This is a genomic window from Streptomyces halobius, assembly GCF_023277745.1.
Classification (GTDB): domain Bacteria; phylum Actinomycetota; class Actinomycetes; order Streptomycetales; family Streptomycetaceae; genus Streptomyces; species Streptomyces halobius.
The window spans coordinates 729839-754872 of record NZ_CP086322.1; the positions used below are offsets into that span (position 1 = coordinate 729839).

Annotated in this window: 25 protein-coding genes and 3 pseudogenes; 22 read left to right on the forward strand and 6 right to left on the reverse strand. The window is 67.3% G+C overall.

What is annotated here, in order from left to right; translation table 11 throughout:
- Positions 1 to 16: 16 nt before the first annotated feature.
- On the reverse strand, positions 17 to 1726 hold the full coding sequence (locus K9S39_RS03315; RefSeq protein ID WP_248861832.1) for a thiamine pyrophosphate-binding protein: 1710 nt from the start codon (positions 1724 to 1726) through the stop codon (positions 17 to 19).
- Positions 1727 to 2295: 569 nt separating this feature from the next.
- Here K9S39_RS03315 and K9S39_RS03320 point away from each other — a divergent pair.
- The 10 genes and pseudogenes from K9S39_RS03320 to K9S39_RS03360 form a co-directional block, all read left to right on the forward strand.
- Entirely contained in the window at positions 2296 to 2766 is a 471-nt protein-coding gene (locus K9S39_RS03320) for a hypothetical protein (protein ID WP_248861833.1), read from the forward strand.
- 13 nt (positions 2767 to 2779) lie between these two features.
- Positions 2780 to 4189: an ATP-grasp domain-containing protein gene (locus tag K9S39_RS42715; RefSeq protein ID WP_248861834.1), complete on the forward strand. Its 1410-nt coding sequence runs from the start codon at positions 2780 to 2782 to the stop codon at positions 4187 to 4189.
- Positions 4119 to 4841, forward strand: a complete 723-nt coding sequence (locus tag K9S39_RS03330) for a helix-turn-helix domain-containing protein (protein WP_248861835.1) — start codon at positions 4119 to 4121, stop codon at positions 4839 to 4841. The genes K9S39_RS42715 and K9S39_RS03330 overlap by 71 nt, the downstream gene beginning before the upstream one ends.
- Positions 4838 to 5326 (forward strand): hypothetical protein, encoded by a 489-nt coding sequence (locus tag K9S39_RS03335; RefSeq protein WP_248861836.1) that lies wholly within the window; start codon positions 4838 to 4840, stop codon positions 5324 to 5326. Before K9S39_RS03330 ends, K9S39_RS03335 begins: the two co-directional genes overlap by 4 nt.
- A gap of 369 nt (positions 5327 to 5695) precedes the next feature.
- Positions 5696 to 6652, forward strand: coding sequence for an ATP-binding protein (locus K9S39_RS03340; RefSeq protein ID WP_248861837.1), 957 nt, complete (start codon positions 5696 to 5698; stop codon positions 6650 to 6652).
- A complete protein-coding gene (locus tag K9S39_RS03345; RefSeq protein WP_248861838.1) occupies positions 6649 to 7017 on the forward strand; it encodes a hypothetical protein in 369 nt (122 codons plus the stop codon). The genes K9S39_RS03340 and K9S39_RS03345 overlap by 4 nt, the downstream gene beginning before the upstream one ends.
- 187 nt (positions 7018 to 7204) lie before the next feature.
- Complete coding sequence (locus tag K9S39_RS03350) at positions 7205 to 7804, forward strand: ASCH domain-containing protein (protein ID WP_406707864.1); 600 nt, start codon at positions 7205 to 7207, stop codon at positions 7802 to 7804.
- Positions 7801 to 7980: pseudogene (locus K9S39_RS42720) on the forward strand (WhiB family transcriptional regulator); the annotation flags it as partial. The gene K9S39_RS03350 and the pseudogene K9S39_RS42720, both read left to right, overlap by 4 nt.
- 74 nt (positions 7981 to 8054) lie before the next feature.
- Complete coding sequence (locus K9S39_RS03355) at positions 8055 to 8348, forward strand: hypothetical protein (protein ID WP_248861839.1); 294 nt, start codon at positions 8055 to 8057, stop codon at positions 8346 to 8348.
- 281 nt (positions 8349 to 8629) lie between these two features.
- Positions 8630 to 8929, forward strand: a pseudogene (locus K9S39_RS03360) (hypothetical protein); the annotation flags it as partial.
- On the opposite strand, the pseudogene K9S39_RS03365 reads toward K9S39_RS03360, so the two are convergent.
- Together K9S39_RS03365 and K9S39_RS03370 are read right to left on the reverse strand one after the other, a co-directional pair.
- A pseudogene (locus K9S39_RS03365) lies at positions 8892 to 9682 on the reverse strand (IS5 family transposase). The pseudogenes K9S39_RS03360 and K9S39_RS03365 overlap by 38 nt on opposite strands.
- Positions 9683 to 10126: 444 nt before the next feature.
- Complete coding sequence (locus K9S39_RS03370) at positions 10127 to 10345, reverse strand: hypothetical protein (RefSeq protein WP_248861840.1); 219 nt, start codon at positions 10343 to 10345, stop codon at positions 10127 to 10129.
- Between the two features lie 268 nt (positions 10346 to 10613).
- Here K9S39_RS03370 and K9S39_RS03375 point away from each other — a divergent pair, with 268 nt between their 5' ends.
- Entirely contained in the window at positions 10614 to 10841 is a 228-nt protein-coding gene (locus K9S39_RS03375; RefSeq protein ID WP_248861841.1) for a hypothetical protein, read from the forward strand.
- Between the two features lie 124 nt (positions 10842 to 10965).
- On the opposite strand, the gene K9S39_RS03380 is transcribed toward K9S39_RS03375, so the two are convergent.
- The 3 genes from K9S39_RS03380 to K9S39_RS03390 form a co-directional block, all read right to left on the reverse strand.
- A complete protein-coding gene (locus K9S39_RS03380) occupies positions 10966 to 11127 on the reverse strand; it encodes a hypothetical protein (protein ID WP_248861842.1) in 162 nt (53 codons plus the stop codon).
- A 352-nt stretch (positions 11128 to 11479) separates the two neighbouring features.
- A complete protein-coding gene (locus K9S39_RS03385; RefSeq protein WP_248861843.1) occupies positions 11480 to 11680 on the reverse strand; it encodes a hypothetical protein in 201 nt (66 codons plus the stop codon).
- A gap of 120 nt (positions 11681 to 11800) precedes the next feature.
- Positions 11801 to 12310, reverse strand: a complete 510-nt coding sequence (locus K9S39_RS03390) for a helix-turn-helix domain-containing protein (RefSeq protein WP_248861844.1) — start codon at positions 12308 to 12310, stop codon at positions 11801 to 11803.
- 425 nt (positions 12311 to 12735) lie between these two features.
- Between K9S39_RS03390 and K9S39_RS03395 the strand changes: the two genes are divergently transcribed.
- The 11 genes from K9S39_RS03395 (at position 12736) to K9S39_RS03445 (ending at position 24978) form a co-directional block, all read left to right on the forward strand.
- The gene (locus K9S39_RS03395; protein WP_248861845.1) at positions 12736 to 13128 is read left to right on the forward strand and encodes a hypothetical protein; all 393 of its coding nucleotides are present in this window, start codon (positions 12736 to 12738) and stop codon (positions 13126 to 13128) included.
- A 138-nt stretch (positions 13129 to 13266) separates the two neighbouring features.
- On the forward strand, positions 13267 to 14574 hold the full coding sequence (locus K9S39_RS03400; RefSeq protein WP_248861846.1) for a hypothetical protein: 1308 nt from the start codon (positions 13267 to 13269) through the stop codon (positions 14572 to 14574).
- 58 nt (positions 14575 to 14632) lie between these two features.
- Positions 14633 to 16834 (forward strand): phage tail tip lysozyme, encoded by a 2202-nt coding sequence (locus K9S39_RS03405; RefSeq protein ID WP_248861847.1) that lies wholly within the window; start codon positions 14633 to 14635, stop codon positions 16832 to 16834.
- A 197-nt stretch (positions 16835 to 17031) separates the two neighbouring features.
- On the forward strand, positions 17032 to 18015 hold the full coding sequence (locus tag K9S39_RS03410) for a hypothetical protein (RefSeq protein ID WP_248861848.1): 984 nt from the start codon (positions 17032 to 17034) through the stop codon (positions 18013 to 18015).
- Positions 18012 to 18713, forward strand: a complete 702-nt coding sequence (locus tag K9S39_RS03415) for a hypothetical protein (RefSeq protein ID WP_248861849.1) — start codon at positions 18012 to 18014, stop codon at positions 18711 to 18713. Before K9S39_RS03410 ends, K9S39_RS03415 begins: the two co-directional genes overlap by 4 nt.
- 113 nt (positions 18714 to 18826) lie before the next feature.
- A complete protein-coding gene (locus K9S39_RS03420; RefSeq protein WP_248861850.1) occupies positions 18827 to 19576 on the forward strand; it encodes a hypothetical protein in 750 nt (249 codons plus the stop codon).
- Positions 19573 to 20283 carry a hypothetical protein gene (locus tag K9S39_RS03425; protein ID WP_248861851.1) on the forward strand — a complete coding sequence of 237 codons (711 nt, stop codon included), beginning with the start codon at positions 19573 to 19575 and terminating at the stop codon, positions 20281 to 20283. Before K9S39_RS03420 ends, K9S39_RS03425 begins: the two co-directional genes overlap by 4 nt.
- A 63-nt stretch (positions 20284 to 20346) precedes the next feature.
- On the forward strand, positions 20347 to 20871 hold the full coding sequence (locus K9S39_RS03430; protein ID WP_248861852.1) for a hypothetical protein: 525 nt from the start codon (positions 20347 to 20349) through the stop codon (positions 20869 to 20871).
- Positions 20871 to 21908 carry a hypothetical protein gene (locus K9S39_RS03435; RefSeq protein ID WP_248861853.1) on the forward strand — a complete coding sequence of 346 codons (1038 nt, stop codon included), beginning with the start codon at positions 20871 to 20873 and terminating at the stop codon, positions 21906 to 21908. Before K9S39_RS03430 ends, K9S39_RS03435 begins: the two co-directional genes overlap by 1 nt.
- 94 nt (positions 21909 to 22002) lie before the next feature.
- Entirely contained in the window at positions 22003 to 24291 is a 2289-nt protein-coding gene (gene mobL, locus K9S39_RS03440; protein WP_248861854.1) for a relaxase MobL, read from the forward strand.
- Positions 24292 to 24429: 138 nt separating this feature from the next.
- A complete protein-coding gene (locus tag K9S39_RS03445) occupies positions 24430 to 24978 on the forward strand; it encodes a hypothetical protein (protein ID WP_248861855.1) in 549 nt (182 codons plus the stop codon).
- Positions 24979 to 25034: the final 56 nt, after the last annotated feature.

Consider the following 25034-nt stretch of genomic DNA (forward strand, 5'->3'; position numbering starts at 1 on the left):
TCACCTCAGCGATCCCTTACTTGTACATGGTCTGGTTCATGGTTCCGGGGGCGTACGCGTCCGGGTCGACCCAGACGTTGATGAGCGACGGCTTGCCCGACTCCCGGGCGCGCTGCAGTGCGGGACCGATATCGGCGGGGTCGCGGACCTCCTCGCCGTAACCGCCGAGCATTTGGGCGAACTTGTCGTAGTGGACATCGCCGAGGGTGTTGCCGACGCGTTCGCGCTCATCGCCGTACTTGGCCTTCTGGCCGTAACGGATCTGGTTCATGGACGAGTTGTTGCCGACGATCCCGACGAAGGGGAGGTTGTAGCGGACGAGAGTTTCGAAGTCCCAGCCGGTCAGGCTGAAGGCGCCGTCGCCGAAGAGCGCCACGACCTCCTTGTCCGGCCGTGCCTGCTTGGCGGCCAGGACGAAGGGGATGCCGACGCCGAGGGTGCCGAGGGGGCCGGGGTCCATCCAGTGGCCGGGTGCCTTGGGCTGTACGACCTGACCGGAGAAGGTGACGATGTCGCCGCCGTCGCCGATATAGATCGAGTCCTCGGTGAGGAAGTCGTTGATCTCGGTGACCAGGCGGTACGGATGAATGGGGGAGGCGTCCGAACGCAGGTTGGGCAGTCGCTTCTCGATGGCGGTCTGTTCGACGGCGCGCAGCTCGTCCAGCCATTCCTTGCGCTTGGAGGCACCTCCGTTACTGAGTCCATTAGAAACGTGTCCCGATGCGGCTTCGGTCACGGACTTCAGGATCAGTCCGGCATCGCCCACGATTCCCAGGTCGATGTCCCGGTTCCTGCCCACGGTCCGGTAGTCCAGGTCGATCTGCACCACGGTCGCGTCCGGCGAGAGGCGCTTGCCGTATCCCATCCGGAAGTCGAAAGGAGTACCGACGATCACGATCACATCAGCGTTGGAGAAGGCGTACCGCCGGGACAGTTGGAAGTGATGCGGGTCGCCGGGCGGCAGGGTGCCGCGTCCGGCCCCGTTCATATAGGCGGGCACATTCAGGGTGCGGACCAGCTGGGTGGCCGCCTCGGTGCCGCGTGTTGTCCATACCTGGCTGCCGAGCAGGATGGCCGGCTTCTCGGCGTGCACAAGGAGGTCGGCGAGCTTCTCGATGGCCTCGGGGTCACCGGCGGTGCGGGTGGAGGCACGGTAGTGCCCGGACTGCGGTACGCGTGCCTGCTCCACCGGCACCTTGGCGTCGAGGACATCGCGCGGAATCTCCAGGAAGGAGGGCCCGGGAGCGCCGTGGTAGCACTCGCGGAACGCCATGGAGACCATGTCCGCGGCGCGCGCCGTGTCCGGCACGGTCGAGGCGAACTTGGTGATGGGCGTCATCATGTCGACGTGCGGCAGGTCCTGGAGTGAGCCCATCTTGTGCTGGGTGTGGGCGCCTTGGCCGCCGATGAGCAGCATGGGTGATTCGGCGCGGAAGGCGTTGGCGACGCCGGTGACGGCATCGGTGGTGCCCGGGCCCGCGGTGACGACGGCACATCCGGGCTTGCCGGTGATGCGGGCGTAACCGTCGGCGGCGTGGGCGGCGACCTGTTCGTGGCGTACGTCGACGACTTCGATGCCTTCGTCGACGCAGCCGTCGTAGATATCGATGATGTGGCCGCCGCACAGGGTGTAGATGACCTCTACCCCCTCGGCCTTGAGGGCCTTGGCGACCAGATGCCCACCGGAGATGAGGCCTTGGTTCTTTTCGCTGCTGTCGTCGGGCATGGCGAAGTCCTGTCCCTTCGTAGGGGAGTTGGAGTGCTCTCACGAGGTGCTCTTCGGGTGCTGCGCTCGGGTGTTGCTGCTGGTCTCGGGGGCGCTCGGGTGGCGTCTCGACAGATTGCATACAGTCGACGAATACTGTATGAACCTTGTTATCCCGCACTGGCGGGATGCGGCTGGGGCAGGGCTTGACACCACCCCTGCGCCTGAGTCGGCATCATCGACAGTCAGTGCGACCGCGATGCCGGTGCAGGAATTTGTCACAGCGCGATAAACCTTAGGAAATTTAGAGGGCGTTCGGTGATGCTTTTGCTCATCCGGTTTAACGGCCCTGAGTATCCACCCGGTCACGGAATGTTGACAGTTACCGGTGGTCACCCCAACAAAAGCCGCGGCGCAAATACCGCCGCCGGGAGATTTCATCGAAATTCGGTTCACCCATCCCGCTGCCCCCACCGGGAGGTTCGATGTCCGCACCCCGTTTGCAGAGCCGGCACGCGCACCGCGCCCGGCCCTCGCCGCCCGGGCCCCGTCCCCGGTGCCCGAGAGAGAAACCCGGCCCGCCGCCACGGGTGCCGGACCGGGCACCGGGCGGCGGCTTCACCCGAACCCCCCTGCTCCGTCCGGCACTTCCGGCGGCGCTGCTGCTCTTCCTCGCCGTCACCCTGCACTCCGGCGCGATGAACACCACCATGGTCTTCCTGGACTTCGGCGCCGGCGTGCTGGCGCTGGTCTCGCTGTCCGTCACGGTGCTGTGGGGCCTGGCCGCCACCGACCGCATGGTGCTGCACACGGGCCACCGGCTGCTCGCCCAGGCCGTGCACCGCGGCACCGGCGTCGCCGGGCTGGGCTTCCTCGGCCTGCACATCTGGGTGAAGGTCGCCGAGGGGCACACCGGCACCCTGTCCGCCGCGGTGCCGTTCACCGACGGCGCCCGCCCGGTCCTCATCGGCCTCGGCACGCTCGCCGCGTATGTCTTCCTCGCCGTCGCGGTGACCGGCGCCCCCGGTGAGTGGTGTCCAGGGGGCGTGCGGCACTTTTGAGTCAGGAGCCGAGATGGACCTGTTCGAGTACCAGGCAAGGGAACTCTTCGAGGAATACGGTGTGTTGGTGCCGAAGGCTGCGGTGGCGGACTCGGCCAAGGCGGCACGCACGATCGCGGAACGGCTCGGCGGCCATGTGGTCGTCAAGGCCCAGGTGAAGACCGGCGGCCGCGGCAAGGCAGGCGAAGTCAAACTCGCCGCCGACCCGGCCGCCGCCGAACTGACCGCCCGCCAGATCCTGGGCATGGACATCAAGGGCCACACCGTCCATCAGGTGATGCTGGCCCAACCCGTGGACATCGACACCGAGTTCTATGTCTCCTACGTCCTCGACCGTGCGGCCGGCCGCTTCCTGACGAACGCGGGCTTCGACCTTGCCCGGCTCCTCGCTGTCGAAGACGCCGGTCTCGTGCTCGCGCTGCGGCTCCGGGGCCCGGGGCGGCTCCCCGCCGTTGGTGTAGAGGGTCGCGCGCTCGGTGTTCTGGGTGACCCAATGGCGCCAGTCGGCAGGATCGCCGTCACGACGCTCGACGGCGGCGATAAGCCCGCCCAGTCCGACGCGAAGGCGTCCCCGAGCCCGTCGTCCGGCAGCACCTCGGCGCCGCCGACCACCGGCAAGGAGTACACCCCGGCCACCGCCCCCCGCATTCCGCTGCTCAAGGCTAAGTCGAACGCCGAGGGGATCGGAACCGGCTTCGAGCACTCCGACCTCGGCGCGACGTCGGCCGCCGTCTCCTACTGGGAGGACCTCGACCTCCTGGACGACGTGATCGCCCGCCGACAGTGGACCGCCATCGCCGCCAAGGACTCCCCCGGCACCATCGTATATCGGCATCCAGAACCACGGATCCGAGGACCAGGTCTCCTTCCGCGACATCCGCGTGAAGGAACTGCCTGCTCCGGCCACTTCGCCCACAGCGGGCGACTGATCGGCGGCGGGCGGGGGACGCCGGATCTCCGCCCGCCGTCTTGCCCTGTCTCTTCCCCCTTCCTCTCTCTTCTGGAGGCAGCCGTGTCCACATCTGTGCCCGCCGCATCCGCTTCGGCTGTGGCCTCGGCGTCGGCCTCGGCTCTTGGGCCCTCACTCGGAGTCTGGCTGATCGGCGCACGGGGTTCCGTCGCCACCACGGTCGTGGCGGGATGCGCGGCGGTGGCCGCGGGTCTGCATCCGGCAACAGGCATGGTGACCGAGACACCCCCCTTCACGGACTCCGGCCTGACCCCGCTGAATTCACTGATCTTCGGGGGCCACGACACGGTCAGCTGCCCCCTGCCCAAACGTGCCGAGAACCTGGAGGCAGGCGGCGTACTGCCGCACGGCCTCACCCCGGCCGATTGCCCACGGCTTCACCTTGCGCAATATCGAACAGGCCGCTCGCATCGCCATCGTCCTGGACCGCTGGAACGAGGGCGACGCCGATGAGCGGTACGACGCCGTGCTCTACGCCATCACCGAGCACCTCCTCACCACCGACACCCCGCCGACCGCCCGCGATCTGGTCCGCATCGGGCTGCGCGCCTCCAACCGGCACGTCGAGACCGAGATGCACCACCGCGGCTACGACCCGCGCAACCTCGCCGCTGGGTCCGGTGCGCTGCCCGGGTTCCTGCGCTACTGGCAGCACACCGGCCGCGTCCCGTGGGACGAACGACTCGTCGAAGCTGTAGCCCTGGCGCAGATCTGGCCGCTGCTCACCCCGCTGCAGCAGCAAGCTGTCACCGCGCTCGCCCTCACCGGCGACCACCAGGCCGCCGCGGACAGCCTCGGCGTCGGGATGCCGACCCACGCCGCGCGCCTCCACAAAGCCCGCCTCGCGGTCGCCGCCCTGTGGCACGAGCACGAGACGCCGCGGCGTCCGGCCCGCGACAAGCGGGTGCTGGCCCGCTCCGGCCACTACCGCGGGCGCCGCCTCCTGACCGAGCAGGACCTGGAAGCGCTCCGCGACCGGCGCGCCGAGGGCGCGACGCTACGCGAACTGGCCGCTGAAACCGGCTACTCGGCCGGCGCACTGTGCAACCTGCTGCGCGGCAAACGTCGTCCCGCGGCTGCCGTCGTCGGGGGTGAGGCAGTGTGACCACCGCAGCCGAGACCCCGGCTCAGGAGTACGACCGGCTCTCCTACGAGTACCGCCGCCTCCTCAATCTGCCGGACCGCAGCCCCGAACAAGAAGCCCGCCTGCAGCAGGTGTACGCCCGGCTGCGCGCGATCCGCGCCACACCGCCGGACGGCTACACCCTGCCCACCGCGGCAGCGCAGCTCGTAGCCCACGCCGAAGCACACGGCTGGCAGGCCCTCGTTCACTGGCCGGCGCCGGGCTACGACGGCGACGTGTCCGTGCACCTGAAGATCGGCCGCCGCGCTGCGCCCGGCGAGCTTGAGTACGCACGCAGCGACATGTGGATCTACGAGCTCACCTGGCACTCCCGCGACTGCCCGCCCGGAAAGCTCCGCCTCTTCGGCCGGATCTTGGCCCGCACCCCGCAGAACCCGGCAACGCACGAGGCGCCATCGGTGCGCGCGGTGCGGGAGGTGATCGCTGCGCATCCCGAACCGGCATAGCCGACCCGGCCGGATGGCGGAACAGGCAGACGCCGTCGCCTTGAAAGCGACCGCCCCACGGCGCGCGGGCGCGCACCGTCGACATACACCTCGATGAGGAGACGCTCACAGGAACCGTGCGCCGAGCAGGCGCCGAGGCAGGGACATTCACCCTCAAGCCGATCGAACAGGACCAGCCAGCCGACACCGAGTCAACAGCTCCCGACCACGTAGCCCACGGCTCCACCATGCGCGACCTCGATCGCGCCGCACGTGCCCAGACACCGCAGCACCACGCGGCACCCACGACGTACTGCTCAACGGCGCCTACCTGTAGCCGACCCAACCCACTCCCTTCACTTCCGCCCTCAACCCGCAAGGAGATCCCCTATGACCTCGCCGATTTCGCTGTGCCCGCAGTTGCCGGAGAACGCGCTGATCGTGCTGATCGGCGCCTCCGGGGCCGGTAAGACGACGCTGGCCAGTACCTGGCCCGCCTCTCAGGTCCTCTCGCTGGACACCCTGCGCGGTTGGGTGAGCGACGACGAAGGGTGCCAGGAAGCCACCACCGACGCCGTCGATGCCCTCCACTGGCTCGTGGACCGCAGGATGGCCCGCCGCCTCAACACGGTCATCGACGCCAACGTGAGCAGCGACGCCAGGGACCCGCTGATCGCCGCCGCCAAGCGCCACGGCATGCCTGCCATTGCGGTGATCGTGGCGACATCGGAAGACGTGTGCCTGGCGCGCCAGATCCCGCGCCCGGACAACCGAACCGTTCCCGGTGACACGGTCCGCGCGCAGTACAAGCAGATGGTCCACTCGATCCAGTCGCTGCGGGCGCAGGGCTTCAACGAGGCCTTCTTCGCTGGGGGCCTCAACCGCCTGGAGCCGTTCCTTCGGCGCCTGAGCGAGGCCCGCGAAGCCGACCTCGGGCTGGACGGCGGTGACGGCCGGGGGGACCTGCTCCTGGTCCGCCGCGTCTTCGGCCCCGAGATCCTTCCCATGTGGCAGTGGAAGGACGGCTCCGACGTCGCGGGCGGCGACCGGGTCGCGGAGATCCGCCTCGGACAGCTGTACCTCACCCTCGCCCTGCGCACGAACGTCGACGGCGAGGGCGACGTCGGCTTCGACGTCATGGTGCCCTGCCCGTTCGACCCGGAGTGCTGCGGCTACGCGTGGGCGCCGGCCTACAGCATCAGCTGCCTCCACCGGGCGCTCACCGGCGAGTTGAACACCAGCGAGGACATCGTCTGCACCGTGCATGGCGGCTTCGATGACGTTGACCAGGAGGCCGACGACCACGCCCTGCAGGCGCTCCACGAAACCGTCGGGAGCGTGCGATGACCTTCCGTGAAACCGGCGCTATCCCTGGTTGGACGGACTGGCAGCTCGCCCGCGAAGCCCTGCACCACGCCGGGTTATCCGACGGCGAGCAGCGCATCGCCAAGCTGTCCACCGAAGAGGAGGTCCGCCGGGTCAACAACTTCCTGGCCGCCGGACGTCACGACACCGACCGCTTGACCGCCATCGAGACCAGGCTGAAGGCCGTCCCCGACGGCTGGCGGCAGCGGGTCTGCGACCCCGGTCTCATCGAGGACGCCGACGGCCAGCCCATCGCCATCCTCGGCACCAGCGGCGACGTACGGATCCCCCTCGGGGAGTTCCTCGCCTCTGCCCCGCCGACACCGAGTGGCTCGCTCAGCAACTAAGGCGGGCATGGGCGCAACTGGACAAGCTGCGCGACCGGATCGACGCCGCCGGCAGCCTCATGGACACCAACTACGTCGCCACCGCCATCGACTACGTCCGCGGCTCGCGGGAGACGCAATGACGCCCCAGCCGCTACCAGCTCGACACCTGGCAGCCGATCGAGGCACTCCTGGAAGGCGGCTCCCAATGACCACACGCCTCGCCCCGTACCCGCCGTTGACCGGCAGCGAGCCCTGCGGTCAGCCGCACGCCGACCACTCCCCCGCCACCGTGCCGTCCACCAACGGCCGGCGCGCCGGACGGCCAGGCACCAAAAAGCCTCGGAGCCGCCGCGTGACACCGAAGCTCTCCGCCCCGGACTCCATCCGCGGCATCGCCATCAAGCAACCCTGGACGGCCTGCATCCTCCACGGCGACAAACGCGTGGAAAACCGGCCCCGCGCATGGGCGTCCGGTTGGCGCCTGCTGCACGCCGGAGCCGAGATCGACCGCGCCGCGCTGCGCGACCCGCTCGTGGCTCGCAGGATCCGCGGGCACGAGCTACGCACCCGCGCGGTCCTCGGCATCGTCCGCATCACTGGCGCCCACACCGACACCGGCGAGGCGTGCAGCCCCTGGGCGCACCCCGAGCGCTTCCACCTGGACCTGGACGACGTCCACGCGCTGCCGCTGCCGGTGCCCTGCGGCGGACAGCTCGGGCCGTGGCGCGTACCGCTCGCGGTCTTCGATCAGGTCCTTGTCCAGCTGCCCGACCTTGCCCCACTCCTCACGGAGGCCCCGTCATGAGCGGTCTGCGTACCGGCACCCCGAACACCCCGTCCGTGGTCGCCGACAACCGGATTCCCTTCCCCCGTACCGACACCCCGACCCGTTGCCAGGACCACCCGAAGCTGTTCGCCATCGAGGACGTCACCGACCGCACCGAGCGAGAGAAGGCCCTCGCCAAGGCCAAGCTCGCCTGCTCCGGCTGCCCGATCGTCACCGGCTGCCTCAAGTGGGCCCTGGCCAACAAGGAGATGACCCAACCGGCGTGTGGGTGGCGACCACTGCCCGGCAGCGGACCACCCTGCGCAAGAGCCTTGAACGGCGCCTCGGGGCCGACTGGGTCGGCGTCGTCGCCGAAGAGGACCGCCGCCAGCAAGAGAAACAGCGCGCGGCCCGTCTCGCCCCGCCCACCGTCCGCGACCAGGTGATGGCCCGCCTGGAGCTGGAGCTCATCCCCACCCGGCCCGCCCCGTACGAGCCGTGGAGGGAACCGATGACCCCGGCCCGGCAGGTGCACAACATGGCGATCCCCAAGGCCGCGCTGTCCACCAAGGCGGCCGCGTAGCGATGTTCAGCGACTGGCAGCAGGCCCTCGAAGCCGAGGGCCTGCCTCTCACCCGTCCCGTGGTGGGCGGCACCACGGGGCCGCCCACCACCCCACTCCTCAAGGAGACCGAATCACCATGACCGCATTCACCGAAGCCCACCCTGGCCAGACCTTCACGCTGTCCGGCACCACCGAGGAAGGCTTCGACACGCTGTACGGCATCCCGGCCATCGCGCTGGGCGAGGACTGCGACCGCCTCATGGCGTTAGGCCATATCACCGACCGCGCCGTCCTCGCTGTCAGCGGCAGGGCCGGCGAAGCCGAAGTCGCAGGTGCCGGTGTGGTGCGAGGGACTGGCCTGGTCGGCGCTGTCGGTGGACTACCAGCGCATCCTGCGACTCCTCGCGGACCGGCACCGCCTTGGTCAAGGCCCCTTGACCTGCCAGGAGATGGCCGCCTTGTTCGGCCTGGACGTGGCGCCGGCCAAGGTGGAGGCACTGCGGTCGAAGGCGACGCGGCTGGTGGCCCGCGGCTGGCTTGCCGAGCCAGCGCCGGGCCGGTTCACCCTCGCGCAGCATGGGGCCGGGCCAAGCGGCGGTCATGAGCAGGATCATCGACCAGTAGACCATCGCCTCGGCGCTGGTGGTGCGGCGTTCGAAGTCACGGACCAGGCGGCGACTGCGCATCAGGTGGGCGAAGAACCGCTCGACGATCCACCGCTTGGGCAGCACCACGAAACCGCGCATGTCGTCGCTGCGTTTGACGATCGCCAGGACCAGGGCGAACGCGGCCAGGCAGTGCTCGACGAGGCTGCCGGTGTAGCCGCCGTCGGCCCAGATGAGGGCCAGGCGGTGATGCGCGTCGGTCACCTGCCTGAGCAGGACCTGGGCGGCGGTGCGGTCGCCGGTGTCCGCGGCGGTGACCATCACCGCGAGCAGCAGGCCGAGGGTGTCGACCACGACGTGCCGCTTGCGCCCGTTGACCAGCTTGCCGCCGTCAAAGCCACGGCTCTCCGACCCGACGACGGCATCTGCCTTGACCGACTGCGAGTCGATCACCCCGGCCGTCGGTTCCGTATCCCGACCCAGCTTCTCGCGGACCTGTCCGCGCAGCCGGTCGTGGAACTCCTTGACCAGGCCATGGTCACGCCAGCGGCGGAAGAACGCGTATACCCGGTCCCACGGCGGGAAATCCCCGGGCATCGACCGCCACTTGATGCCGTTGTCCACCAGGTAGCGGATCGCATCGAGCATCGCCCGGTGGCAGTACGCCTCCGGCCGGCCGCCACGACCACGCAGCCAGCCCGGCACCGGCAGCAGCGGCCGGGCCACGGCCCACTCCGCGTCCGTCATGTCCGAGGGATACCGCCGAACACGTTCCGGGTGATCAGCCGCATTCCCGAACCGGTGAGCGACACAATCACACGTCGGTGCAGCCGAGTTGAACCGCACCGGCGCGAGCACGTACAACTGCCGCAACAGGGTCTCCTGGATCTCGGTTGGCTTCGCAACCCCGAGCTACCAAGAGGCCCTGTTCTCATGCCCGCGGCCAGCTGCGATCACCCGATCGAGACTCCCGTTCGACCCACATCCCTCAAGATCGGAACGACAACAGCTACTCAGTGTGCTGCCCGTCGAACTCCAGAAGTTCCCATCGCTCGGGGTCCCCGCGCCACCAGGCCAGGTCGGGTATCGCAGGACGGCTCATTGGCGTGTCTTCCGTGCGGGGCAGGGGCGATCCCAGCTTCGCACGGCTGCTGCTGGTCCCGGGCCGCCTGCGCGCCACCTGAGGGGCGATCACGTTGAGTCGCGGTTCTGGTCGCGCATCATGTTCCGCAGGGCCGTCCGGGCGGCAGCCAGGTCGTCCTGTGCCTCGGCCACATCATCCTGCAGGCTGTCGCGGTCTGCTTCGGCTCGGGCCAACTCCGCGGCGAGCTGTTGGTTGACGATGGTCAGCTCCTGAACACGGGCGAACCAATGCTGCAGGCGGTCTTTGAAGCCGATCGTACAGCTCACGACAAGTCAGACATGCTGCTGCAATCGCAGCGCTCGCACTACAGCCTGTTGAGATGGCAGGAAGAACGCGCAGTCTGGAGTCAAGGCAGCGCCCGATGGTGCTACCAATCCAGGCAGATGCCAGACCGCTGAAGACTCGGAAGGGTCGCGGGACGAGGGACGGACTCGATCGGAGCTCGCCGCGTAGAGCGCGGACACACGAGACAACTCATCGATGAACGAGAGGTCTCCGATGCCGACCCCATCGACACTCGAGCGCCGGTGCGACATGCGCGAGCTGCAGGAGGACGCGAACCAGGGTCCCTCGATCGCGATCCGTGGGCAGATTACCGATGGCGCGATGCCTGCTGTCCGGGTCGGCGGCAAGCTGAAGATTCGCGAGTCGGACCTGCCGCCGCTGGCCATGCCGGTCATCGCTTCCCGCCCCGACGAGCAGGTAGAGGAACAGGTCAAAGACGACCTCAATGCATTGGTTGCGAATCTCGTCGCGAGCTGACCGAAACTCCCCATCGAGCGCAGGGTCGAGCTCAGCCTTCTTTTGACTACCCCCTGACCCGCCCCGACCCCTGAGGAGATGAAACGCCCCGGCTCACCGGGGCGTTGTCGTGTGTGTACTGAGGTCAGCGCAGGCCGTCTGAGTCGTCGTGCTCTTCTCCGACCGGAAGTGGCCGACGATCACCCCCCGGGTCCTCGCTGTAGATGACTGCGGAGACCGCGCCGTCGTAGGCATCGCTGAGGCCGTTGCCGCTTGTGCCGAGCATGTTCTCCCAGTCGAATCCCATGCCTACGAGCCTAGCTGTACCGCTCGAGAATCTCGGCGATGTGGGGGTTGCCCTCGTCTACCCGGGCGAAGATCGCAGCTTCCGCTTCAAGAGCGATACGCCCCTCAGTCCGCGATCGCCCGTACGAGAGCGGCGTGGAACCGACTATTCCCCACCCCGGCCGGGTCACGACCGCCGGCCGTCGCCGTGCCGCATCTGCGGCCAGCCTCGCTTCCCCCAACTCGCCGCGATCCTCGCCGGCCGTTCCCAGTGCATCTCCTGCGTCAGAACCGGGCGCGTCCCCGGCAACCGTGGAGGCGATCGCCCGGCTGCTGGCACCTGAAGGGGAACGTTCGGAGGACTCTCCAAGTACTCACACGCCGCGGCGGTGGACCTGCACATGCCGCGACATGACGGTTATCCGGACATTGAAGGACGCCCAGGCATCGAAGTCCTCCCGGCGCCGCTGCGGCATCACGCGCCGCGCCCAGACCCATCGCATCCCCCGGTGGCGGCCGTTCAGGAGTTCTCGGCCGCCGAGTTCGATTCGTCCGGAGACTACGTCGACGGCCACCGCGGTCGCGGTCCCATGCCGGGCCTGCGGCAGCGAGTTCGGCCAGAGCCGACGGGTGGCGGAAGCCCGAGACGGTGAACGTCTACGACCGCGAGTTCAACCCGGCCGCCCGCAACAGCATCATGCGTCTGGGTCTGTGATCTCGTCGGCCGGCTTGTTGCGGACATCACGCATCCGGGCGTCAAGAGCGGCCTGGGTCTCAGGGTCGAGCTCGTAGTCGCCGACGGTTTCAGGGTTGACGTCCAGCGCGTGAGAGCGGAAGGCCTCCCGCTCGGCGGAGAGTTGCTGGATGGTCTGAGTGATCCGGTGGATCTTCTGGCGCAGCCTCTCCCATTCCTGCTCGGCGAGGGCGAGCTCGGCGAGCTGGTTCTGGATCTCAGCCTCGTTCTCGCGGGTGTAGTTGTCGCTGACCAGTGTGATCAGAGGGACCCCGAGAGCCTCGGCAGCGGCGACCGCCTCGTCGAGCCTGACCGCGCGGGTCTGCTGCTCGATGCGTGTGATGGCGGTGGAGTCAACGTTCGTGCCGAGCAGTGCGGCCATACGGCGCGCTAGCTCTGCCTGGCTGATGCCGAGGCGTTCGCGTTCTTGACGAAGTCGGCGGGCGAAAAGGTCCCCGGGCAGTGGGTTCATGGCGGTTTGGTTCTTCCTGGTCAAGATCGCGATCGACGGGGTGTGTGAGGGTGGCCCGCCTCGAAATCGAGCAGGCCAGCGTCGCAGCAGTGCTGGAGCGGCACATTACACATCTCGCACTGCGGATTCCACAGGCGTCCGCCACGGCCCTGCGGTCGCGCGCCGCGATGTCGATTCACCTCGTTTTCGAGTCCCTTTCGACTCTTTATCGATAGACCTTTCGTGCACCTCTGCGATCCGCCATTAGAATGGGGTAGATTAGTCACTTCAGATGCGCACGTATACGAGCAAGCAGGGGGAGCCGACAGCATGCCACCGATCACTTCAACTTCTATCACCGCCCGTCCGGGTGGGCGAGCTGCGCTTGTTGCCTAGTGACTCACTGTCATGCCACCGAATGATTCGAAAGGCGAGAGGGAAGAACCATGACGAAGATCTACGAGGCAGCCGTCCTCACACAGGCCTCCCTGCCGAATGCAGCCTGGGACCTGACCAGCTTCCTGACGAACGCCAAGTCCCAGATCCAGCTCTGGGGCGGTCTTTTGCTCATGCTGCTCGGTGCTGTCGGCCTGGTCTGGGGCGGTGTGCTCCTGATCAAGAAGCTGATGGCCAACCCGCAGTCCGCGGGTCAGCAGCAGGGCTGGGGCACGATCGCGCTCCTCATTCTCGTCGGCGGAGCCCTGGGCACCGGCGGGTGGTCGCTGATTTCGACGGTCGGTTCCGGCGGCCAGCAGACCATCACGGACCTCGGCGGCAGCACGGTGATCGTCCAGACCGTCGATCAGTTCAGCGGGTTCCTGAGCGGCCCTTCCAAGTAAGAGGCCGTCACAGACCGTGCACACGACCGGGGACAGAGGCGTCGAGCGAACCGGGTCGGTTGAGGTGCAAGGCCTCCTCCGGCCCGGTTCGCCATATCCGGGCCCGCAGCACGGTGCAGGCACGAAAGAGAGCAGAACATGGGGATCAAGGACAAGGCACTGGCCTTCAGCAGGAAGTTCAAGCTCGACTCGCACCACGCGATCGAGCGTTTTGGGGTGTTCTTCGGCATCTTCGCGGTCACGGGCGCGATCGTGATCAGCGCATCGGGGGCCTCGGCGTACCAGGCGGAGCGTGACTCGCTGTCGCAGACGGCCCTGTACACCAGCGACTTCAAGACGTCGAAGACGAATCTCGACGGCACCGTCGACGGGGTCTATACCAACGAGAGCGGCAACAAGGCGCTCGTGATGATGCACTTCAGTCCGACCGCTCAGATCTCGTACAGCGCCGCGGACTACAGGGCGTTCCTGCTCGGGTCGGACACCTCACTGAACAGCGAGCCGGTCAGCACCAGCGGGATCAAGGGCTCCTTCTACGCCTTCGGCTCGACCGGCTACGTCGGGGTCCTCCTGAACGCCGACCGGCCCTTCGACCGCCAGGTGGTGTTGAACCTGACAGTCCGTGCGAACGCCGAACTCACCACGCCCGGAGCGGAGCAGGCGCAGAGCAGCGGCAAGCTGGCCGGCGACGAGACCTTTTCCAAGTACGACCAGTGGCGGGTCTTCTTCAACCCCGGCGCATCCGGGGTCCAGAAGATCGCGGCGCTCAACGCCCTGACCTTCGACCCGGCGCAGGCCTACTACGAGGTCGCACTCAAGGAGAAGGAGGCCGAGGCCAGGGACGCCCTGGACCAGAAGCTCGTCGAGATGCGCACGAATCTGACGCAGATTCAGTCGTACACCTCCGACCTGCAGACGACGAAGATCGACGGCCTGTTCCTGCGTCCGCCGACCGTTCCAGTCTCGATTGCCACCGACAAGATCACGGGCGTCTCCGCGGCCGCGGCCAAGGACGGCGTCTCGACGCTGGCGCTGCAGACCAAGCACGTCGTTCCGGGCGGCTTCGACCTCAACTGGCGTGCAGGCAACGTCTACGACGGCTACCTCGACGCCCTGGTGCCGGCCGGTCAGAGCTACGCCCAGTTCTTCACCAAGAAGCGTGACGAGGGCTCGGATCCAACGAGCCAGCAGATCTCGGACATGCAGTGGACCCTCTCGGACGGCACCGGCCTCACCAAGGACTACCAGTCCTCTGACGTGACGATGCGCCCTCTCATGAACATCATGAACAACCTTTCACAGGCGTATCAGAACTACTCCAGAAACAAGTCGCAGTACGAGTCGGATCTCTCGCTCGACCTGCTTCGACTGGACGCGAGCCTGCGGGATGTGCAGTCCAACAGCACCATTCGCGACGACAAGGACTTTCTCACCACGCTCCATTGAGTGCGGCGATGAAGTGACGCATCCCGCTACCTGGCATTGAGCCGGAAAGGAAAACGACATGGCCACCGACAAGCCGAATCGGAGTCCCAAGAAGGGGACGACGAAGGACCAGCCGAGCACGTCGGTGAGTCAGGGGACGCCCCGGCAGGGTCGCGGGACCAAGAGCCTCGGCCCCAAGGAGGGCATCGAGAAGCCTCCCGAGGACAAGGCCAGCGTGCCCAAGCAGTTCCCGGGGCCGGGAGCTGATTCTTCTGGTCCTTCTGGCGCGGCGAACACGGCACCGAAGATGCCAGAGGCCGCGCCGAAGATGCCGGACGCTGCAAACACCGCAGGCACGGCGGCCGGTACCGCGAATGCCGGGTCGAAGATCAAGCAGGGCATGAACGGCGTCGCCGGGAACATGGCCGGAGGCGCAGCCCAGAAGGCGATCGAGGGAGACGGCAGCAGCGCGACCCGCCGTAACGCCGGGCGTTACGCAGGAGCTGCCGTCTCCGGTGCCGTGGCCGGCGCACAGGCTGGCGGGCTTCCGGGAGCCGCCGTTGGCGCAGCGAAGAACGTCGGCGTCGAGGGGGCCCAGGACGCGGTCAAGGGCGTGTCCAAGGTCACCGGCGGCAGCCCGGACGCCAAGCCGGCCGACCAGCGCGAGCTGGGTGCTGGCGGCACGGGCTACGAGCGCGGTGCGTCGAAGGACGACGAGGGCCTGGGCTCGAAGACGGCCAAGGGTGTCGCCGTCGGCGGTGGCGTGGCTGCTGCTCCGCCGGCCATGGGCGTGGTCATGGCCATGGCCCTTCTGAACTGGCTGAAGTCCATGTTCTTTGCGGCCATGGCGATGGCCGTCAACGCCGGGAAGCTGCTGTGGACGCTCATCGTCAACATCGCTAAGGCGGTTGGTCATGCGATCGCTGCGCCGTTCATGGCGATCGGCAGCTTTATAGCCAAGGGGGCCGGCGCGGTCCTGGGCGTCACTGTCACGGCGACGATGACCCCTGTAGCGGCAGCGATGTCGGGTGCGGTCGCGGTGACCGCCACCGTGGCTCTGCTGGGCACGGTCTTGACCGGCGTCCTCAACTCGACGGCGCTGACCGAAGGCAGCATCAACGCGAACGGGACGGCGTGCGTCGTCAACGCGGGTAGCGTCGGCAACGGTTCCGGGGCCACCGTCCCGGCGGACGTGGAGAAGAACGCCAAGGAGATCTACTCGGTACTCGGCAGCTGGGGGATGCCGAAGGAGAACATCGCGGGCATCCTCGGCAACTGGTCGCAGGAGTCCGGGATCGACCCGACGAGCGTGCAGAACTTCCCCACGGGGACGTATGCCATGACCGCCGAGAAGGCCAGCGCCGCACAGAACACGGACAACGGCATCGGTCTCGGGCAGTGGACGTTCGGCCGCAACACGCTGCTGCGCCAGTACGCGAAGAGCAAGGGCGTCGACTGGTACGCCATCAAGGCCCAGCTGGCCTTCATGGTCGATGGTGACAACCCGGGCGACGTCACGGCCTTCAAGGACATGCTCAAGAAGTCGCAGGGCTCGCCGCGTGCGGCGGCGCTGCACTTCCACGAGAACTGGGAGCGCTCCGCTGACGGCGCGGCCGGGCTTACCGCACGAGGCGACAACGCCGAGATGTGGTTCGGCAAGATGAGCGGCTGGTCGGTCGACAGCTCGATCGTGGGCGGCGTCAAGAACATCGTCGGCGGGATCATCGAGAACATCGGCAACGGGATCAACACGATCCTGGGCAACTGCACCTCCAAGGGCGGCAGTTCCGTCTCACTGAAGGACGGCGGGATGACGCAGAAGGAGGCCCAGGCCCTGGTCGACCTCTTCAACAAGGAGGGCGGGAAGTTCCTGGATGACAGGTACGGTCCGGGCGGTGGCCCGGGTTCCTGCAACGGCAACCACGCGATGAACTGCGTGTCGTTCTCGACCTACTTCGTGAACAAGTACACGACGTTCCAAACCTACCCGGCCGGTGACGGCAAGGAGACGGCGTACACGATCGCAAGAGAGACCGGCAAGCAGATGTCCTCGACCCCGACGGCGTACTCGGTGGGCTCCGGCCCGGGCCACGGCCCCGCCGGCCACACCCTCGTGGTGCTCGGCGTCCAGGGCGACAAGGTCATCCTCGGCGAGGCCGGCTACTGCGCCTTCATGGGTCGGGTTCGCGTCGACAGCGCGGCCCGGATGACGGCCGAGGGCTGGAAGTTCGTGGACATGTCGGATTCGATGCTCCCCTCCGACAAGATCAAGACGGTCTGATGCGCTGTATCTGATCTGGGAGCGAGAAGCCGGTGCCGGGTGATCCGGGCACCGGCTTCTTCATGTCCGGTGCAGGTCCTGCGTGCCGACCTCGCTTTTCAGAGCCCTTATCGAATAGATTCAGAGTCAGTCGTGAATGCCTTTCAAGATAGACTTGAGTCGTTTATGAGAGCAATGTGGAGTGAGGAGTGTGTTCCGTGACGACAGTCCATGACGAGTCCGAGAGCACGGACCCCGAGCAGGAGACCGGGTCGATGCCCGAGGAGAAGCCCGCAGCACCGAAGACGCGCAAGAAGGTCACCGGAGCTGAGCTCGAAGAGCGCTTCGCGAGCTGGACGATGCGCCAGCGCGAACGGGTCCAGACACGCAGCCCGGAGGACAACGCGCGCCTGATCCGACGCAGCGTGACCGCGGTGATGGGGGTCGGGATCCTCGCCCTGGCCGTCGCCACGGGCGTGGCCGGGGAGAGCTTTAAGGCGAGTACGGCGGACAACGAGGCCCAGATCGTCCAGCTCAAGGGGCAGCTGGATGATGCCCAGTCCACGCCCGTGAAGGCGGACGCCGGCGCGCAGTTGTCCAAGCTCACCGAGGCGGCAGCCGCCGACGCGAAGAAGGTCGCGACCGGGGAGCAGACCTTCGCCACGTTGTACCACCAGGCCAGCGTCCAGCCCAGCCCGAACAACGGGGCCCCGAACCAGGCCACGCTGGAGATCATCAAGCACCGCCGGGACATGGCACCGCTGTTCAGCAAGGACTCCTTCCTGGTCAGTGACAAGGAGGCGTACAGCACCTCGTCGCTGACACCGTTCGATGCGACCACCGAGATCGATCCGCGCCACGCCTGGTACATCCGCTACGCCGGCCAGAACGCAGCTGCCCCGAGCACGTACGCATGGAAGGTCGAGACGGTGATGCCCGACCTGAGCATGAAGAGCGGCTCGGGCGCGACAAACCAGGCAAAGGTCGTCTGGCTGTGCCGGGACACGAAGAGCGGCGAGGTGCTCGCCTGGGCGAGCGCTCGCTACGTGCGCAACGGCACGACGGGGGCCTTCGACCACTTGGCGCTCGTGGTGACCGCCGCCGGGGCTCAGTACGAGAACCCCGCGATCAAGATGCCGGCCGGGTCCGGAGTCCCTGAACTCAGCGGCAGGGGCACACAGAAGAAGAGCGGGAAGCGATGACGGAGCAGACGGCAGCACCCACGCGGCGGGGATTCTTCCGGCGCAACCTCTCGGTCCTGGTGACGGCAGCGGTCCTCACGGTCGTCGCGACGGCTGCCGGTGTGACCTGGAGCAGCCAGCACGCGGCCCTGGCTGAGCAGGAAGCCCAGATCAACGACGTCGAGGAACAGCTGGCAGGCATCCAGAAGAAGAACGCCGAGCAGGTGAACGCGGACGTTATGGCGGCCCTGGGTGTCAGCCAGGACCGGCTGAGCACCGACGGTGAGCACATCAAGTCGCTGCTCTCGATGGTCTTCACGTGGGACTCGGGACAGAGCTACGAGGCGGCGCGCGCGAGCCTGAAGAGCCGGTTCGGCCTCGCCCAGAACGAGACGTTCCTGAAGTCGTTCATGCCTCCGTCGAGGTTCAACGAGGACTCCCAGGGGCGGCGTTATTACTACATCGACACGGTCGGCCTGAACTCGGCCCTCGGCGCGAATCCGGACATCGAGGTCGTCGACGTCAAGGCGGGCGTCTACACCTACGCCGTCCTGGCCGACGTCGAGGTCACCTCCGACGCGGTGTCCCAGAACAAGGCGAGCAAAGCCAGTGTCACGGCGCACCGGCGCGCGCTGCTCTTCGTCACGGTCGACGCCCAGGGCAAGGTCTCGAATCTCTCCGGCGTCCCGGCGAGTGGCGAGACTCGCCATTCCGGATAACCCAGACCTCCTTTCGACTCGTCCTATTGATAGGGTTGTGCTGGTATTCGAGTGAAACGGCGAGTTGAGGACTAATGGCATCGACACAGACCGATGAGTCGGGTGGGGGCGCAGTGCGCAAGACGCGCTTCGTCGCGACGTCCGCGTCCTCGCAGGGGGGCGCGGACACTCCTGAGCAGACGGAGCCCGCGGGCGGCCTGCGCAAGCGCATCCTCGTGGCCGGCGTGAGCATGGGTGCGGGCGCACTGCTGTGCTTCGTCCTCTCCGCGGGGTTCTCCGGCGGTCAGAGCGCGGTGAGCGATACGGCTGCGCCGGAGATCTCCTCTCTGCAGGAGCAGATCAGGATCACCGAGGCGAAGACGGCGGCGCTGCCGAAGGCCGACGACGCCGATCGTGGCCTGACCGCAGCCCTGACGGCGGCTGGTCAGGTCGCGAAGCTGCAGAACGACTACCGCTACCTGACGCCCAGCGTGGCGGCAGGCGGCGGCACGCTCGACACGGCGACGTCTCAGTCGACGCTGCGCAACCTCATCCCCTACTTCGCCCCCTCGGTGCACCAGGCGGACCTGGGGCCGTGGTACCTGCTCGCCAGTGACAAGGACGTGGCGGCCGGCGTCGGGATCCCGATGAGCTTCAACTCCGGCTTTGAGTGGGTCGCCCAGGTGCCCTACCTGGTCAACGACGACAGCACCATCACGGTGACCTGGCTGGCGATGGAGACCAGGACGGGTGCGGGCGAGAGGCCGGCGGTGCTGGCCTGGGCCCGCGCCGATTACGACCTGGTCCGCAAGGCGTTCGTGAACATCCAGACCGGCACGACGGCCACCGGCGAAGCCTTGAAGCAGGAGGTGAAGACACCGTGAACGAGGAGATCAAGGACAAGCTGCGCCAGCACGCCGGGAAGATCCTGCTCGGCGGTACCGGGGCGCTGCTCGCGCTCTCGGTGGTCACGCTCGGAGCCAGCCTGCTCAGCGACGGCCCGGCCGCGTCGGACACCCAGGCCGATGCGGTTATTCAGAAGCTCGAAGGCAACCTCGGCGACGCCCAGGCCAAGCTCGCAACACAGCACACGGCGCTGCTGGTTCAGCTGCCGGGCATGGACATCGAGCGGGTGAACCGTGACAGGGCGACGGGCCGGTCCCTCCTGCTCAGCCTCACCGACAGCTCGGCGTCGCCCCGGACCATCAAGGAGCAGCAGGTACTGCTCGACGCGCGCTACGGCTTCCTCGACCACAAGTCCCGGGTGCTCACCGAGTTCGTTCCGGAGTGGATGACGGCGACCGGGGCCACGAAGGGCGCTGGGACGACGTACACGCTCGCTGATCTGGACATTGATCTGAGTCGGGTGCAGGGCCTGAACTACTCCTACACGGGGGTGGCCCGGCTCGATCCAGTCCGCGTTGGACCGGATCAGAACAGCGCTGCCAAGAGCGAGTTCGTGGTCTTCACCTACTCCACCTCTCAGGACGGCACGGTGACGTCGCTGGACGCCTATCGGGCCTCCAGCAAGACCCGCGACGCCCTCGCTGCCGCCAGCGAGGAACAGCCCTCCCCCAAGCCGACCGGGTGAGCGAAGCGCCAACCGCTTCAGCACGCACCCCAGAAGACCCCAACGAGACGTAAGGACACGAACATGTCGACCCAGACCCTGGAGAAGACCGAGACGACCGCCCCAACGAGCACGGCCGCGGCGGCGAAGAAGACCACGGCGAAGCCCGTGAAGGAACAGAAGCACTCAAAGCTGCGCACCGGATGGCGGCGTCTGGCCCCGAAGAAGGAGACCGGCAGGTTCTCCATCGTGGTGTGGGCGGGGTTCTTCCGGGCCATCGTCCTTCTCACCGACTACCTGCTGGCGTTCATCACGGCCATGGTCATCATCCCGCTGCTGGGCGCATGGCTGCACCAGCAGTCGGGCGCATCCCGGGGTGCGCTCAATGCGGACGGAACCATCGCCATGTGGCTGATGCCGCTCCTCTTCCTGGTCGCACTGCTCGCCGCGGGCGAGATCGTCGTGATGCGCGGCATGTGGCGCTGGGCAACGCGGATGATCGCGAAGATCCGGGACGCCCGGGGCGAGACGACCGGGGCCGACGTCACACCGAAATCCACGACCAGGCCCACCAACCAGAGCAAGACCAACCGCAAGAGGAGCAAGTGATGCGCACCGCAGGACTGACGATGAACGACGTATGGGCCCACCGTGTCCTGCGTGAACGAGGAGTGGAGACGTACCGGCTGGAGGCGGTGACCACCGAGCTCGGCGTCATGGTCGAATCGCTCGACCTCAAGCACCGGGGCAAGGAGGAGAACTACCGCCCGTATCTGCACATGACGGGCGAACTGCGCTCGGTCACCCCGGCCAAGGCCCTGCCGTTCGGCATCTCCCAGGTGACCTACTCCCCCGGCCAGGGCGAGAAGGTAGACGCCTTCTACGAGTTCGACGACCAGCAGCTGGTCGTGCTCGCCAGCAAGGGCTACTTCACGAGCGGCTTCGCCGTGCCCGAGCAGGTCACCGGGATCGAGTGGGAGCTGCCGGCCACGGCGGACATGCTTGTCCTCGCTCCGTCGGGGGCGCAGACCGAAGGCGATACGCCCGTGGTCTTCACCCAGATCCACGACATCGGGGGCCTGGAGATCGATCTCGAGTCCAGCGGCTACGACCTCGCCGGCTACTTCGCCGACCACTCCAAGGACGGCGTCCCGCAGACTGAGGCCGTAGTCAATGCACGTGGGCTGAAGGCGCGCTCGGACGCGATCAACTCGCTGTTCACCGAGGACGAGCTGGGCCTGGACACCGAGATCAAGCAGGTCGTCGGAGCGCCCGTGCCTGAGGCAGCGCCGGTCGCTGACGGCATGAGCGCGCGTCTGCAGCAGATCGAAGCGGAGATCGCCGCCGAACGGGAGCAGTACCAGACCGAGCGCGCGAGCACCGAGGGCACCACGGAGAACCTCTACCGGGAGCGCGTGGCTGGGGCTCTGCACCGGGCCGAGGAGCAGGAGGAGCCGTTGGCTCCCCCGGTCCCGGCCCGTGAGGCGCAGCGCGATCTGAACCTGGATCTGGAGGAGCAGGAACAGGAGACCCGGCGACCTGAGGTCAAGCCCGCTCCGAGTCTGGACGAGCGCAAGCGCCAGGTGGCCCAGCGTGCGGCCGACCTGGAATTCGGCGAGGACGGCGAGCAGAGCCTGGGGACTTGAGGACGGATCAGCCATGACGAGCGCGGCCCCGGTTGCTGGCGAACAGCAGCCGGGGCCGTAGTGCATCGGTACCGAGACAGGAAGGAGAGCGACGATGGACCTGAAGCAGGACATCATCGTGGTCAACGAGTTCAGTGTGCCGCTGCCCGGCGGCAAGGGATCGCGCGGTGCGACGCCGGGCAACTACGTCACCCGGTACATGGCCCGCGAGCAGGCGACCGAGTCGCTGGCTCCCATCCAGCGCCTGCGCACCGACGACTTCATCCTGCGCTACATGGCGCGGGAGTCGGCCGTCGAGCGCGCCGGCATCTCGCGGGGCGCGGCGAAGCATGAGATGCGCCAGGCCCAGGGTGACAGCGGCGTGGCCTTCGGCTACAGCTCGGTCTCACTCTCCGACGAGCAGCTGCGCGCGGCCGGCAAGGACATCCAGCAGCACTTCGAGAACGGCAAGACCGTGCTCAAGACAGTGTTGTCCTTCGACGAGGAGTACCTGCGGAAGCGCAAGATCGTCGACGAGGACTTCCACTGCGAAGCCCGCGGCGACTACCGCGGCCACATCGACCAGATGAAGCTGCGCATGGCGATTATGCACGGTCTGGAGCGGATGAGCTCGGGCACCAGCGGCTTCGACGACCTGCGCTACGTCGGGGTCATCCAGGTCGACACCGAACACGTGCACTGCCACCTGGCCATGGTCGACGGCGGCCGGGGCCAGGTGACGAAGAACGGTACGCAGCGCGGCAAGCTCCTGGACCGGCACAAGTCCAGGCTCCGCCGCGGTGTTGACGCCTGGCTCGATGAGAAGCAGGCGGTGGCTCATCTCTCCAGCGCCGTCGGCTACGAGCGGCGCAACGTCACCACCTTCATCAAGCGGTGGGCGCACGAGCGGATCCGCGCCGAGGCCCTGCCGCAGTTCCTGCTCGCCTGCCTGCCGGCAGACCGAACGTTGTGGCGCGCCGGCTCGAATGACGCCCGCATACGCAAGGCGAACCAACTGGTGACCGAGCTCGTGAAGGAGCAACTCAACCGTGCCGGATCCCCGATGCCGGAGGCCATGGAACGCATCGTCGACTACGCCAACGAGCGCCGCGCGAAAGAGTCTTTGAGCACGGAGGCATGGCAGAAGCTGGTCGAGCAAGGACGTACGCAGATCATGGAGCGCGCCGTCAACGGCATCTACCAGATGCTGCGGGCCATACCGGAGTCGGAGCTGCGGGTGCGCACGCCGATGCTCGAAGTCATGGCGATGGACTACCAGCAGATGGCGGTGCTCGCCGCGGACCGGCAAGGCGAAGACGAGAACGCTGAGGCCGACTTGGTCTCCTTCGGCTTCCGACTGCGCAGCTACGCCTCACGCCTGCAGCATCACCGGGAGAAGGCCGGGGTCTACCGCGACCTCGCGCACCAGTGGGAACAGGCCGAGAAGGCCGACGTCGCCGCCGAGGACTCGCGCCCGCTCTACGACTTCTACCGCTTCGAGGAGAACTACCACCGGCGGCTGATGAGCAAATACCGGCACTTCCTGCCGTTCCTCGGGGACGCCAGCCAGTGGTACGAGCAGCAGCAGGACGTGGCGGCCTACGGCCAGCGGCTGTTCTCGCTCATGGCGCTGCGCGCGGATGCCTCCCTGCAGCGGATGAAAGACTCCGAGGAGGCCGAGAACCTGGGCCGGACGATCTACGATCAGCCCGGCGGCCGGCTTCTGACCGAGGGCAAGCGCGGCCGGGCGGTGCTGGACGCGCGCATCCGGACGATGAAGCAGTCCTATGACCAGAAGCTGGACGGCCTGCGGGCTGATCTCGCTTCCTCCGGCCTGGTGCTGCGCGTGGGGTCGAGCGCCGAGGATCCGGCGAGTACGGAGACCGACGCGGTCAGCACGGACTTCAAGATCGTCGCCGGTGCCGCCTATGACTTCGACGAGGTCAAGGCCCTGGACCTGCACCACCTGGGATACGACTTCGTCACCGACATCGAGGTCGGGCCGCAGGCACGCCAGACCTTCGTCGAGACGACCAGGGATCGCCGGCAGCTGCTGCTGGCGGCGATGGACTACCTGGACCAGTCCGGCCAGGCCGAGGCAATTCCCGATCTGCCGGTGGACGATGTCGCGGCGATGACACGGGTCTCCCGGGAGCTGACGCCTCAGCAGACGGACGAGGAATCCGGCGCGCTCGTGTTGCGTTCCCGGATCGCGGAGCTGCGCGCCGAGCGCGAGCAGGCCGAGCGGATGCGGCGGTCCAAGGCTTCGTCGCTCGACGCCGGCCTTGTCGTGCGGGTCCAGGCCCAGGTCGATCAGGCTGTGACCACAGCGGATGCCGGAATGACATTCGACTCGCAGTCCCCTTCCATCCCGACCGACTTGGAACGCGAGCAGAAAGACTAGTCGAAAAGTCTTGTCGAATACTCTATAACAGTATTAGTGTGAAGAGCGTTCGGCAGGGACTCAATGCCTTGTCCAGGCGATGTGACTAATCGCGGCCGACTTGTCAGAGGCAGTCGGAACAAACGGAAGGAAGAGATCATGGCACTTCTCAAGGGCAAGGGCGCGATGACCGGAGTCAACCTCATCGCGAAGGTCTACAAGAACGGCGTCACCAAGGACGGCAAGTCCCAGTACGCCGACGTCCAGCTCGACGCTCGAGATCCGCGCGGTCCGGAGCAGACGAACCTGCGTCTGAAGTCCGATCGGGTTCAGGGTGAGGACGGCAAGGTCCGCTACAACAACGGCGCCCCGTACTCCACCGGTCAGATGGAGGAGATCATCAAGGCCGCGGGTCCGAACACCGAGCCGATCCTGAACAAGGACGGCAACGAGGTCGGCACCATCTACGGCTTCAAGGGCAACGTGATGCCCGCGACGCGCGGCACTGGCCTGGTGGTCAACACCAAGTCCGTCGAGGCCTCCGAGTTCAAGGTCGACGACAAGACGCTGGACAACCAGTTCGCGTCCATGCGCGCCGCCCGCGAGGCACGGGCGGCGGCCAAGGAGTCGCAGGCTCAGGCCCCGGCTCCCGAGGCCAAGCAGGAGCAGGCAGCCGAGGTCGAGGTCGACGAGCCTGCGGTCGGCTGAGACCGAGGCCGAGTCAAGCCTTATTCGAAAGGCCCCTGGATGTCAGGCGAATTCCA